Genomic DNA, 12751 nt, shown 5'->3' on the forward strand with positions numbered 1-12751 from the left:
TTGTGCAACGTCACCATTTTCGGCCGATGGCGGCCAATCAATAGCTGAAGGAACACCTATGCGTCTGATTACTGCACTTCCATTGCTGGCGGGCTTAATGCTGAGCACCAATCTGATGGCGGCCGACGCGACGACGGCGACAAAAACGCCTTCGCCGGCGCAGGCGGCCCAACAGAAACGCATGACCGATTGCAACCAGCAGGCATCCACCAAGTCGCTGAAAGGCGCGGATCGCTCCACCTTTATGAGCACCTGTCTGAAATCCGAAGGCGCCGCTGCAACGGGCAAAACCCTGACGCCCCAGCAGCAGAAGATGAAAAGCTGCAACGCCGACGCCAAGACCAAGGATCTGAAGGGCGACGCGCGTAAAACCTTCATGAGTAACTGCCTGAAAAAATCGGCCTGATTTTCCCTCTGCCACGGCGCGCCCGAAGCAATTCCGACGCGCCGTTTCTCCCCCTTCCGCCTCAGCCTGAACGATTCAGCTTTTTCCTTTCGCCAGCCCTTACTTTGCGGCAAGAAATTGGCTATGGTTAGACACTATCGATTGCCGAGCCCCGGCCCGCGGCAATATAATGATTTTCGTTATCATTGAAATGTCAGATTATTAAGGAGTTAAGCTATGGCTGTAACTAAGCTGGTTCTGGTGCGTCACGGCGAAAGCCAGTGGAACCAAGAAAACCGCTTCACCGGTTGGTATGATGTTGATCTGTCCGACAAGGGCCGCACCGAAGCGAAAGCAGCAGGCAAGCTGTTGAAAGAAGAAGGTTTCACTTTCGACTTCGCTTACACCTCCGTACTGAAGCGCGCGATCCACACCCTGTGGAACATCCTCGACGAGCTGGATCAGGCCTGGTTGCCAACCGAAAAATCCTGGAAGCTGAACGAACGTCACTACGGCGCGCTGCAGGGTCTGAACAAAGCCGAAACCGCTGAAAAATACGGCGACGAGCAGGTGAAACAATGGCGTCGCGGCTTCGCGGTGACCCCGCCGGAGCTGACCAAAGAAGACGAACGTTACCCTGGCCACGATCCGCGCTACGCCTCGCTGAGCGAGCAAGAGCTGCCGCTGACCGAGAGCCTGGCGCTGACCATCGATCGCGTTATCCCTTACTGGGACGAAGAGATCCTGCCACGCATCAAGAGCGGCGAACGCGTGATCGTTGCGGCGCACGGCAACTCGCTGCGCGCGCTGGTGAAATACCTGGATAACCTGAGCGAAGACGAAATCCTCGAACTGAACATCCCAACCGGCGTGCCGTTGGTGTATGAGTTCGATGAGAACTTCAAGCCAACCAAACGTTACTACCTGGGTAACGCCGACGAAATCGCTGCAAAAGCGGCCGCCGTGGCGAACCAGGGTAAAGCGAAGTAATTTCGCCCGTTAACGAAAAAGCCCCCGGTTTTCACCGGGGGCTTTTTTATTACTGTCGCGGCTGCTGCGCCATCGCCTCGTTCACCGCGTCCAGCCGTTCCTGCATCGCCGGATGGGTGCTGAGCCAGGCAGGCAGCGCCCAGTCATCGGTCTTTTCTCGTTCAGGCGCCTGCGCCAACGCGCGATAGATCGCCGCCATTTCCGCCAGCGAACGCCCCTGGCGCTGCATTTCCGCTATCGCAAACGCATCGGCCTCACGCTCCATCCCGCGAGAAAACTGCATCTCATTCACGAAGGACGCGGACTGCAGCAACGTGTCGCCGATGCCGCTGACGTCACCCGTCATCCACATCAGCGTCAACGCCACCAGTGACGAACGCACCAGCATGCGCATCGGATGACGATAAGCGTGATGCCCCATTTCGTGCAGCATCACCGCCGCCAAGCCATCGTCGTTTTTCGACAAAGTGACCAGCTCATCGCTGAGCACCAGCGTGCCGTCTGGCAACATAAAGGCGTTCGGCGCACCGGGCACCGCCATCAACTTCAGCGACAGCGGCGTGCGCTCCTGGCGCATCTCAGGCGGCATCACCTGCCGGAACAGCTGTTGCAACGCCTGCTGCCGCTCGGCCGGGAGTGCGGAGGGCGCGAAGCCGCTCTGGTCCAAAAACGTCTGTGTATGCTCGCCCAGCGTCTGTTCCACCGAGGTGGGGATGCGCATGGCGATCTCGCTGCTCGCCCACGGCAGCACCACGTAAACGTAAGCCACTACCGCCAGCAGCGTCATCAGCAGCGCCAGGGCAACGCCGCGTTTATGGCGTTCCAGCCGATGTACCCACCCCGGCGAACGACGCTGATAGAACCAGCGGCGAAAGGCCGCATCGTCATCCGGCACAAAGCGCGCACCGTCGCTAAAGGTGAGCGTCAGCGGAATATTGCCCAGCGCGGCAGAAACGGTGATGTCCGCCAGCGGGATGTAACGCTGTTCATCCTGCCGCTGCAGCGTCACGCCTTCGCCGCTTTCGTTCACCAGTAAACGGGCCGCCTCACGTGCGGCCCGCCCCGGCAATTGATAAGCGCCTTCAAGGATCATCGGCGCCTCAGAAGCTGCCGCCCAGATCCAGCGCCTGCACCGCTTCTTCGGCCACCGCGCTGTTGGCAGTTTCCTGATGCGCAGTAATGTTCAGCAGCGCCAAATCGCCTTCAACCGCCGTGCAGGCCGCCAGATAACGGGCATGGCGCACTTCCGCCACCGGCGCCGCCAAACCGAGCGAGAACAGGGTAATCAGGGTATTGGTGATCAACAATCCCATGTACGGCATCGTTTTCATTGAGGAATGCAGCTTGATGTCGCCGTTCAGCCTTGCCTGGTTAAACAGGTAGTTGCGTTGGGCGACAACCTGGTAACTGCTGGCCACCAGGGCGCCGATCAGCAGCACCACCATCATCAGCAGCAGGCTGCTGATATTGTCCAGCACCAGCACATCAATGGCTTCATTGGTCAACATGCCCATCAACACCATCTGATAGAGGGTAAGGAAGAACGAACCGATGCACACCAGCGCGACCAACATGAACGGCAGGAATATGAGCAGGCCAACCAAGGCAAATTTGATAAAGGCCGATTTCTTCAGTTCGGCAATAAACGGTGTCTTCCCGAAAAACAGGTTATTAACGTACAAGTCATGCTGCAGTGCGCTAATAATGCCGTTTACCGCCGCAAATGCCGGCACGGCCAAAATCAGCGTCAGCACCAGCATAAAAGCAATAGCGTTGATGCTGCCAAGACCGCTGCCAATGCCGAGCAAGACGATCAGACCGACATACAGCCCGATAATCAGCAATAACGGGCAGAACAGTAAAGCCCAATAGGCGCGCCCGGTGCGGCAGACATAATTAAAACGCACGCCGCGATAGCTCGACATAATCGCATTGTAACGCCAGCTGCGGATAACGATCCACGGCAACAGGGCAAGCAACACCAGCAAAGCCAGCAGCCCCAGCAGAGGCGTTATCGCCAGCAAGATATAAAACACGATGATGCCGCCGATCACCAACAGCCGCCCTTTCAGAATTTGCAGCGGTTGTGCATGATAATCGAAACGATCGCCATCCAATTCCGTGTTGCCGTAAAAATAGCGACGACGACGCACCGTCGCCCAGGCGGAATAGATGCCCAGGGTCAGAGCCGTCAATAACGCGTTGACTAACCAAATAGCGAAGTACTCACCACCTTTCCCATGGAATTTAATCCGGTGCAGCCCCAGCGGCTGCGAGGTATTACTTGTCATAATTCTTTCGTCCTGAAAGGAATAGGTCATACCACTCCCCGCTTATTCGTCATGCGGAGTTTGTGGAATAAAAAAGCGTCTTATATAAGCACAATGCCGAGAGCGGTGACAATTATTCTTTTATTAAATAGGAATAATGCGAAGACGGTCGCTTAATGATTTAATAAGCCCATTAACTGTAGGCCTTAAATTGACAGGAGATATAAAAATTTAAGATAAATAGAAAAGGGCCCGCTGGCGAGCCCTTCTTTACGCGATTAACCGCGGCGCGCTTTCACCGCCGCCGCCAGATCGCGCAGCACGGTTTCGGTATCCTGCCAGCCGATGCAGCCGTCGGTGACGCTCTTGCCGTAAACCAGCGGTTCGCCGCTTTCGAGGCTCTGGTTGCCTTCCACCAGATGGCTTTCGATCATCACGCCGATAATCGCTTTTTCACCGCCGCCAATTTGCCCGCAAACATCGGCGCTCACGTCCATCTGCTTTTTGAACTGTTTGCTGCTGTTGGCATGGCTGAAGTCGATCATCACCTGCGCCGGCAACCCGGCTTTGCTCAGGCCGGCTTTGACGTCCTTCACGTGCGCCGCGCTGTAGTTTGGCTCTTTACCGCCGCGCAGGATAATGTGGCAGTCACCGTTGCCGCTGGTGTTAACGATCGCCGAGTGGCCCCATTTGGTCACCGAGAGGAAGCAGTGCGGCGCGCCGGCGGCGTTGATGGCGTCGATCGCCACCTTGATGGTGCCGTCGGTGCCATTCTTGAAGCCAACCGGGCAAGAGAGGCCGGAAGCCAGTTCACGGTGCACCTGCGATTCCGTGGTGCGCGCGCCGATGGCACCCCAGCTCATCAGATCCGCCAGGTACTGCGGCGTGATCATGTCGAGGAATTCGCCGGCGGCCGGCAGGCCGCTGTCGTTGATCTCCACCAGCAGCTTGCGCGCCAGGCGCAAACCATCGTTGATGTTGAAGCTATTGTCCATTTGCGGATCGTTGATCAGGCCTTTCCAGCCCACGGTGGTGCGCGGTTTTTCGAAGTACACGCGCATCACCACTTCCAGCTCGCCGCTCAGTTCTTCACGCAGCGCCAGCAGGCGCCCCGCGTACTCTTTGGCGGCTTGGGTATCATGGATGGAGCAAGGGCCAATCACCACCAGCAGGCGATCGTCGCTGCCGCGGAGGATATTGTGAATTGCGCTGCGGGCCTGGGACACCGTCTTTGCCGCGCGTTCGGTAGCCGGGAATTTCTCCAGCAGAGCCACCGGCGGCAGGAGTTCCTTAATATCATTAATGCGTAAATCGTCGTTTTGGTAATTCATAGCTTTTCCATTCGGTATCGTGGGGTATTTCGCAGTGCGTAACGGTGTAGATCCCAACAATCTAGCCTGTGAGAATGGCGCTGTAAATCACCTTTGCCCCCCACCGCTGGAACCGCCAAATTAACAGCAGATTGTGCTGTTTCATCTGGCGAGCGCAGAGCCTCCTTTTTCGCTATGCTAGCGATCAGAATATAAAGTGACCCGAGTTGAACATGCCCTCTCTGCTATTAGTTGATGACCACCCGGTGGTTCATGTCGCACTGGAAGCGGCGCTAATGAAATCATCCCGTCCCTACCACCTGCAGGCGGCACAGGATGACGTACAGGCGCTGGCCCTGCTGGCCGAGGCCGCTTTTGGCCTGGTGATCCTGGATATCGGCCTGCCGCAGGCCGACGGGCTGCAGCTGTTGAAAAAAATCCGCCGCCGCTATCCGCAACAAAAAATCCTGATCTATACCGCGCAGGAAGCCGATGTCTATGCGCGCATGGCGCATGCCGCCGGCGCCGACGGTTTCGTCAATAAAGGCAGCTCGCTGGCGGAGTTGGTGCAGGCGATCGAGCAGGTGCTGGACGGTGAAACCCGCTTCCCCGCCGCCGCGCTGGCCGAAGAGCCACCGACGGCGGACGGCGGGCAGCTCACCCCCAAGGAGCTCGAGGTGCTGGGCTTGCTGAGCCAGGGGCTGTCCAACCTGCAGATCGCCGACCGGCTGCACATCAGCAACAAGACCGTCAGCACGCACAAAAAAAACATCCAGCGTAAAACCGGCGCCGGCAACCTGCTGGAGCTGGTGGCGGTGTTTAAAGAGCTGGCGCCATGATGCGCCGCGCCCTGCTGCTGCTGATCCTGTGGTGCGGCCTGGCGCAGGCGGCGGAGCCGGTGCGCTATCAGTTGGTCAGCAACCTGAATACCCCCGAGAACATGCTGATCGTCGGCGAGAAAAATCCCTGGCGCGATCGCACGCTGCGCGTCGGCATCATCAGTGAGAACACCAGCCCATACAACATCATCGTGGACGACGATCTGTATGGGCTGAACGCCGACTACCTCGGCTATATTCAGCAGGTGACCGGCATCCGCTTCGCCATTTACGGCTTCGCCGACCTGACGCAGCTGGAGCAGGCGCTGCACGACGGCAAGGTCGATCTGCTGTACGGCATCCCGCAGAGTGAAGCGCTGCACGGGCTGGAGATCTCTCAGCCCTACTACGTCAGCAATCTGCGCGTATTGCGCGATCGCAGCAACGATCGGCCGGTGATGCTCAATTCCGCCAACGCCCGCGTCGCGATCGGCGCGCTGACCGACATGCAGTCCGGCGGCGCCCTGCAGGCGGTGGCATCGCAGATCCAGCGCTACGACAACAACCTGCAGGCGGTCTATTCGCTGCTCAACGGCAGCAGCGACTACTTTATCGCCGACGAGGCCAGCGCCAGCTTTATCATCGACCAGCTGCAGCTCGGCCAGCTCTATCAGATTGAAAGCAACGAGAACCTGGGCAACCTCTCCTTCGTGTTCGCCGCCGCCGATCCGCGCCTGATAGACACGCTGGACACCGCCATCGCCGACGCGCCGATGGAGCTGATGAATGCCCTGCAGAGCCGCTGGAGCAAAAAGATCCCCAGCTACCTCGACACCGGCAATGCCGATCTGACGACGATGGAGAAAAACTGGGTGGCGAGCCACCGCGTGGTTTACTACGCCGCCATCGAGAACAACTTCCCGTTCGCCTACCGCGGTTCCGACGGCCAGCCGCGTGGCTACGCCATCGACATTCTCAACATCATCGCGCAAAACACCGGGCTGCGTTTCGCGCCGCTGTGGGCGCGCAACGCCGAGCAGGCCGATGAGCTGGTGCAGTCCGGCCAGGCCAGCTTCCGCGCCGCCCTGCCGCTGGCGCGCGGCGTCAAGGCGCGCTACGGCGCCAGCATGCCGATCCACCGTTCGCTGTGGGGCGTTTACGTCGGCCAATACGCCAACGGCATCTCAACCTGGAGCGATTTGGCCGGTAAGCGCATCGGCGTGTTGCAGGGCGATTTGGCGCAGGGGCTGGTGCCGGAACGGGAACCAACCATCAGCTTCGCCGACAGCAAGTCGATGTATGATGCGCTGGCCAACGGCCAGTTGGATGCGCTGGTGGATAACGTTATCTCCGCCAACTTTTTGGCGCTGTCGCGCTATTCCGGCGCCATCAAGCTGGCCTTTGCCGCCAACAACATCCCCTACCCGGTGGCCTTCGGCGTGCGCCGCGATCAACCTCTTCTGTTGGCCATCCTCGATAAGAACCTGATGCAGATCCCGGCGGACACCCTGCAATCGCTGCGCGACGAGTGGATCGTCGACCGCAGCAATCTGATCGACGCGGTGAACGACAACCGTATGCCGCCGCAGACCACCTGGCTGCTGGCGCTGCTGGCCGCCGCCACCGTGCTGCTGCTGGCGTTGACGCTGCGCCGTTTCATGCTGCAGCGCCGTGAAAAACGCGAACGCGAAGAGCTCGAGCACGCGCGGCGCCGCGCCGAGGCGGAAAACCGCATGAAGAGTAAATTCCTCGCCACCGTCAGCCACGAATTACGCACGCCGATGCATGCCATCCTCGGCCTGCTGGAGCTGGAGCTTAAACGCCAACCTGCGCCGGAAGGGCTGCCGGTGATATACAGCTCGGCCTCTTCGCTGCTCAACCTGCTCAACGACCTGCAGGATCACGCCAGGCTGGAAACCGGTTCGCTGACGCTGGCGCCGAAACCGGTGGCGCTGCGCCCCTGGGTAGCGCGCATCGACGCCCTTTACCGGCCGCTGATCGGCGAGCGGCCGTTGACGCTGAGCGTGCTGGCGGATCCGGCGCTGCCGGAGGGGGTGATTATTGATGGTGAGCGTTTACTTCAGGTAACTAACAACTTGATAAACAACGCGATAAAGTTCACGCCGCGCGGCGCCATTCAGGTCGAGGTCGGCTGGCACGCGCAGAATGATCGACAGGGAGAATTGCATCTGACGGTGAACGACAGCGGCTGCGGCATCGCCGCCGATGAAATAGACAAGCTGTTCCAACCGTTTTACCGCGCGCGCGGCGCGCAACGCATCTCGGTGCAGGGCACCGGTTTAGGGCTATCTATCTGCAAAGAGATCGTCGAACAAATGGGCGGCCGCATCGAGCTGCGGTCGCAGCCGGGCGTCGGCACCCGCGTCGAGGTCACGGTACCGGTCGAGCTGAGCGGTGCCGCGCCGGCTGTCGCCCCGGAGGAGCATACCTTTGCTCTGCCGTCTTCCGCCTTGCGTACCGCGCTGATCGACGATCACCCCACCAATTTGTTGCTGCTGGAACGCCAGTTGCGCCACTTCGGGCTGCAGCCCGCCCGCTTCGAGCAAGGCTATGCGCTACTGAAGGCCCAGCGCCGGCAGCCGTTCGATCTGCTGTTTATCGACTATAACATGCCGCGTCCGGACGGCCTGACGCTGGCCAGGCTGATCCGCCGCGACGAACAGCGGCTGCGGCGCCCGCCTTGCCGCATCGTGCTCTGCTCGGCAGACGTGCAGGAGTTTACCCGCATCCCGCCAGGGCTGGTGGCGATCGACCACTTCCTGACCAAACCGATTTCACTGGCGGCGATCGGCCAGGTATTGGCTCAACAGCCGCAGGCTCAGGAAGAAAAGTCAGTCCTTACTGACCTGCGACAAACGCTGGCCGAAATGGCAGGTGGCGATCGCGCCATGCTGCAGCGGCTGGCGCAGACGCTCGGCGATACGCTGCGGCAAGACCGGCAGCGACTCGCGGATGCCGTCGCCGCGAGCGACTGGCCACAGCTGGAGCAGGCGGCGCACCGCATCAAGGGCAGTCTGCTGATGCTGCAGCTGCCGGAAGCTGCGCAGCTGTGCCAGCAGCTGGTGGATACCGCACGTCGGGGTGAGCTTGCCGCCGCCGCTTATACTAAATTAAAGGCGTTAGTGGCGCAGATAGTGCCGGAGCTGGACGCTCTGCTCACCGCCGCCCCCTCTTTCGCTATGCATAAGGATGAATAATGTCGGACACTCCACACGTACACTTGCCGAAAGACAGTAATAGTAAACGCCTACTGACCGCTTTTTTAGTCACCGCGGTCTTTATGGTGGCCGAGGTGGTCGGCGGCCTGTTGTCCGGCTCGCTGGCGCTGTTGGCCGATGCCGGCCACATGCTGACCGATGCCGCCGCGCTGCTGGTGGCGCTGATGGCGGTACATTTCTCCCAGCGCAAGCCCAACGCGCGGCATACCTTCGGCTATCTGCGCCTCACTACCCTGGCGGCCTTCCTCAACGCCGCGGCGCTGCTGGTGATCGTGGTATTCATCCTGTGGGAGGCGATACGGCGTTTCTTCGAACCACAGCCGGTGATGGGTACCCCGATGCTGATCATCGCCATAGCGGGGCTGCTGGCGAACCTGTTCGCCTTCTGGTTGCTGCATCGCGGCAGCGAAGAGAAAAATATCAACGTGCGCGCCGCCGCGTTGCATGTGCTGGGCGATCTGCTCGGTTCGGTGGGCGCCATCGCCGCCGCCATCGTCATTCTTGCCACCGGCTGGACGCCGATTGACCCGATCCTGTCGGTGCTAGTCTCCTGTCTGGTGCTGCGCAGCGCCTGGCGACTGCTGAAGGAGAGTTTCCACGAACTGTTGGAAGGCACGCCGCAGGAGATCGACATCGCCAAGCTGCAAAAAGACCTGTGCCTGAATATCCCGGAAGTGCGCAACATCCACCACGTACACGTCTGGCAGATCGGCGACCAGAAGCTGATGACGCTGCATGCGCAGGTGATCCCGCCGCATGACCACGATGGGCTATTGCAACGCATTCAGGCTTATCTGTTGGAACACTACAAGATTGGCCACGTGACCATTCAGATGGAGTACCAGCACTGCGAGACGCCGGACTGCGGTATCAACCGGGCGCCGGAGCCGAGTGAACACTCACATGCCGAAGCGCATTCCCATCTGGGACATCGTCACTAAGCCAAGAGGGCGCCACCAGGGCGCCCTCTGCGTTGTTACGGTGTGGAAGAGAGCGGATTGGAACGGTTGCGCCCGGCGCTCTTAATCCACAGCCAGGAGCCGTTGAGGGCGATCAGCGTCAGAATGACGTACTCCAGCGCCATCGCGTACACCCCTTGGTAGGCGAAGATCGCCACGCTGATGACATCAATAACCACCCACAGCAGCCAGTTTTCCACGTACTTGCGCGTCATCAGGATCATCGCCACGATGGAGAGCACCATCATCGCCGAATCCCAAAACGGGAACGCGTCCGGCTGCAGCTCAGGCATCTGCACGTTCAGCCCCAGCCCTTGCATCACCGCCACCGCAACCTGCGTCAGCCAGGCGAACACGCGGTCGATGTTAAAGGTCATCAGGCCGATGCCGATGACGCAGACCGCCGCCCAGGCCAACGCTTTCGGCAGCGGCAGCCAGCGGATCTGCAGCTCAGCCTGATTATCCTGGGTCTGGCGGCTCCAGGCATACCAACCGTAAATGTTGGCACCGAAGAAGAACAGCTGCAGCAGCAGGCTGGCGTACAGCTGGATCTGGAAGAAAATCACCGCGAACAGCGTGACGTTGATCAGGCCGAACAGGTAGTTGATGATTTTTTCCTTGCTGGCATACCAGATGCACAGCAACCCGAACAATGTGCCGATAGCTTCGATCCACGACAGATCGTAACCGCCTGCGCCCAGCGGAATGTGCACCAGAATATTGCTGGTACTGAAGAAGCTCATGAGGTCATCCTTTTAAACGGTTAAGCGTTGCCTTTAACCTGCATCTTAAGCTGAGCGGCGAAATCCAGCATGCGATTCAGCGGCACCAGTGCCTTCTCACGCAGCGCGGCGTCCACGTGGATCTCATGCTGCGCGCCCCCTTGCTCCAGCCCTTCGGCAATTGCCTTCAGGCCATTCATCGCCATCCACGGGCAATGCGCGCAGCTGCGGCAGGTCGCCCCTTCTCCGGCGGTCGGTGCTTCGAACAACTCCTTGTCCGGGCAGGCCTGCTGCATCTTGTAAAAGATACCGCGATCGGTGGCGACAATCAGCTGTTGATGCGGCAATGTTTTCGCCGCCTGAATCAGTTGGCTGGTAGACCCCACCGCATCCGCCAGCTCGACCACCGCCTGAGGCGATTCGGGATGTACCAGGATCGCCGCCTGCGGATAAAGCGCCTTCATACGCCGCAGCGCCTGGGTCTTGAACTCGTCATGCACAATGCAGGCGCCTTGCCAGCACAGCACGTCGGCACCGGTCTGCTTTTGCACGTAGCTGCCGAGATGGCGATCCGGCGCCCAAATGATCTTCTCGCCCAGGCTGTCCAGGTGTTCGATCAGCTCAACGGCGATGCTGGAAGTGACGACCCAGTCGGCGCGCGCTTTAACCGCCGCCGAGGTGTTCGCATAGACCACCACGGTACGATCGGGATGGCTGTCGCAAAACGCCTGAAACTCCTCTTCCGGGCAGCCTAGATCCAGCGAACATTCGGCAAACAGCGTCGGCATCAGCACCTGCTTTTCCGGGCTGAGGATTTTGGCGGTTTCCCCCATGAAACGCACGCCGGCCACCAACAGTGTAGAAGCCGGATGAGCGCTGCCGAAGCGCGCCATTTCCAGCGAATCCGCCACGCAGCCGCCGGTTTCTTCCGCCAGCGCCTGAATTTCCGGATCGGTATAATAGTGGGCGACCATCACCGCATTGCGCTGCTTGAGCAGGGTTTTGATCTTCTCGCGATAAAAGGCTTTTTCGGCTACGTCCAGCGGTACCGGTTTAGGCGGGAAGGGATACACCGCCGCATTGACATCAAACATTTCACTCATCGCTGCAATCTCATGCTAGGCTGGGCGCCTGCCGCGTGAATATCGCCTGCCGCAACGCCCTTCGTTTTATATACTAAACAAAATACCTAAAACTGCGCGAAAAGTCCGCTGATATTTTCATATTTGCGCACCTATTGTTTAATGAATTAAAAAAACAGGCGTTACCGCGCAGTTCACAGCGAATTAACAGCCTGGCGAGAACGTATAGCCGTTCAGAAAAGAGCGGGATGACGATCGGTGTGGTATTGAAACGAGAAAGCAGCGGATTTAGATTGCGATGACGCAGATGCGAAAAAAGCGCCAAAAGGCGCTTTTTTCTGAATTGGTGGGTCGTGCAGGATTGATTCGGCCTGTGGCCTCACCCTGCGGGCAACGCTGCGCGTTGTCGTATCGCTGCGCGATGCTCGAACCTGAACGCAGGATCTCACCCGCACGACTCGGTGAACTATGTTAGCGAGAAGATGAGGTCAGGTTTGGATGTTACAAAAACGAAAAAAGCGCCAAAAGGCGCTTTTTTCTGAATTGGTGGGTCGTGCAGGATTCGAACCTGCGACCAATTGATTAAAAGTCAACTGCTCTACCAACTGAGCTAACGACCCGCTGATGTGGTTTACTGCTGATGGCGAATAGGTTATTGGAACCGACTCGCGGAAAACAAGGATGGGGATGTTCAGGACAACTCGACGGGTACTCGACTCGGACCTTTACTTTGCCACATCAAACCGATTCTGAAGCTGCCATTCTTAAAGAATGGTGGGTCGTGCAGGATAACTCGGCCTTTGGCCTCGCCCTTGCGGGCCATCACCGGAGTGATGTTGTCTCGCTACGCGAGACTCGAACCTTTACGGTTCTCATCCTTTACGATTCTCTATCGCAGCCATTCTCGAAGAATGGTGGGTCGTGCAGGATTCGAACCTGCGACCAATTGATTAAAAGTCAACTGCTCTACCAACTG

At 59.0% G+C, this 12751-nt stretch carries 10 protein-coding genes, 1 tRNA gene and 2 other RNA genes; 5 read left to right on the forward strand and 8 right to left on the reverse strand.

Annotation, left to right across the window (positions count from 1 at the left end; genetic code table 11):
- Positions 1-58: 58 nt before the first annotated feature.
- Both QMZ29_RS14965 and gpmA read left to right on the forward strand, forming a co-directional pair.
- Positions 59-406, forward strand: coding sequence for a PsiF family protein (locus QMZ29_RS14965; RefSeq protein WP_033642211.1), 348 nt, complete (start codon positions 59-61; stop codon positions 404-406).
- A 216-nt stretch (positions 407-622) separates the two neighbouring features.
- Positions 623-1375 carry a 2,3-diphosphoglycerate-dependent phosphoglycerate mutase gene (gene gpmA, locus QMZ29_RS14970; protein WP_016928714.1) on the forward strand — a complete coding sequence of 251 codons (753 nt, stop codon included), beginning with the start codon at positions 623-625 and terminating at the stop codon, positions 1373-1375.
- Between the two features lie 49 nt (positions 1376-1424).
- Here the strand turns inward: gpmA and QMZ29_RS14975 are convergent, their stop codons facing one another.
- From QMZ29_RS14975 to aroG, 3 genes are all read right to left on the reverse strand, one after another.
- Complete coding sequence (locus QMZ29_RS14975; RefSeq protein ID WP_173889690.1) at positions 1425-2468, reverse strand: M48 family metallopeptidase; 1044 nt, start codon at positions 2466-2468, stop codon at positions 1425-1427.
- A 7-nt stretch (positions 2469-2475) separates the two neighbouring features.
- Positions 2476-3666, reverse strand: coding sequence for a YjgN family protein (locus QMZ29_RS14980; RefSeq protein ID WP_025301894.1), 1191 nt, complete (start codon positions 3664-3666; stop codon positions 2476-2478).
- A 257-nt stretch (positions 3667-3923) separates the two neighbouring features.
- Positions 3924-4976, reverse strand: a complete 1053-nt coding sequence (aroG, locus tag QMZ29_RS14985) for a 3-deoxy-7-phosphoheptulonate synthase AroG (RefSeq protein WP_025301893.1) — start codon at positions 4974-4976, stop codon at positions 3924-3926.
- Between the two features lie 212 nt (positions 4977-5188).
- Between aroG and QMZ29_RS14990 the strand changes: the two genes are divergently transcribed.
- Genes QMZ29_RS14990 through zitB form a run of 3 tightly spaced genes read left to right on the forward strand, consistent with a single transcriptional unit; the run spans position 5189 to position 9953 of the window.
- Positions 5189-5794, forward strand: a complete 606-nt coding sequence (locus QMZ29_RS14990; RefSeq protein ID WP_089180635.1) for a response regulator transcription factor — start codon at positions 5189-5191, stop codon at positions 5792-5794.
- Positions 5791-8991, forward strand: a complete 3201-nt coding sequence (locus tag QMZ29_RS14995) for an ATP-binding protein (protein WP_261425435.1) — start codon at positions 5791-5793, stop codon at positions 8989-8991. Before QMZ29_RS14990 ends, QMZ29_RS14995 begins: the two co-directional genes overlap by 4 nt.
- Positions 8991-9953, forward strand: a complete 963-nt coding sequence (zitB, locus tag QMZ29_RS15000; protein WP_141970361.1) for a CDF family zinc transporter ZitB — start codon at positions 8991-8993, stop codon at positions 9951-9953. Before QMZ29_RS14995 ends, zitB begins: the two co-directional genes overlap by 1 nt.
- 35 nt (positions 9954-9988) lie before the next feature.
- Here zitB and pnuC read toward each other — a convergent pair whose 3' ends face one another.
- From pnuC to QMZ29_RS15025, 5 genes are all read right to left on the reverse strand, one after another.
- Positions 9989-10714, reverse strand: a complete 726-nt coding sequence (pnuC, locus tag QMZ29_RS15005; protein ID WP_089180632.1) for a nicotinamide riboside transporter PnuC — start codon at positions 10712-10714, stop codon at positions 9989-9991.
- 20 nt (positions 10715-10734) lie between these two features.
- Positions 10735-11796 carry a quinolinate synthase NadA gene (nadA, locus tag QMZ29_RS15010; RefSeq protein ID WP_141970363.1) on the reverse strand — a complete coding sequence of 354 codons (1062 nt, stop codon included), beginning with the start codon at positions 11794-11796 and terminating at the stop codon, positions 10735-10737.
- Positions 11797-12119: 323 nt separating this feature from the next.
- Positions 12120-12244: non-coding RNA, RtT sRNA (locus QMZ29_RS15015), on the reverse strand.
- Between the two features lie 75 nt (positions 12245-12319).
- A tRNA-Lys gene (locus QMZ29_RS15020) sits at positions 12320-12395 on the reverse strand.
- 152 nt (positions 12396-12547) lie between these two features.
- Positions 12548-12672, reverse strand: a non-coding RNA gene (locus QMZ29_RS15025) — RtT sRNA.
- Positions 12673-12751: the final 79 nt, after the last annotated feature.

Origin of the sequence: Serratia sp. PF-27 (assembly GCF_030053255.1) — a bacterium.
Taxonomy (GTDB): Bacteria; Pseudomonadota; Gammaproteobacteria; order Enterobacterales; family Enterobacteriaceae; genus Serratia; species Serratia bockelmannii.